Annotated in this window: 1 protein-coding gene; it reads left to right on the plus strand. The window is 67.8% G+C overall.

Features of this window, described 5'->3' with window-relative positions; all coding sequences use genetic code 11:
* The coding region (locus FS507_RS18285; protein WP_222121486.1) for a hypothetical protein at positions 1-236 on the plus strand (236 nt) is incomplete at both ends.

The following is a 236-nucleotide window of genomic DNA, read 5'->3' on the forward strand; positions in this document are numbered from 1 at the left end:
GGTGGAGGTGGATGGGTGGGAGAGGGAGAGCGTGGATGAGAGGGTTGTAGGTGATGTGGTTGGGAGGGGGGGGGGGGTTGGTGAGCTCAGGGCGAGGTGCCGGGATGAGGTGGTGACTGGAAGGGTGGATGGGGGTGAGGGGGTGGGGGTGGGGGAGTGTGGCAGCAGGGGGGATGTGGGTGGGGATGGGGAGGAGCTTGGGAGGGTTGGGGTGGGGATGGTAGAGGCGGTGGAGG

The organism is Corynebacterium glyciniphilum AJ 3170 (assembly GCF_007673095.1).
Lineage (GTDB): Bacteria > Actinomycetota > Actinomycetes > Mycobacteriales > Mycobacteriaceae > Corynebacterium.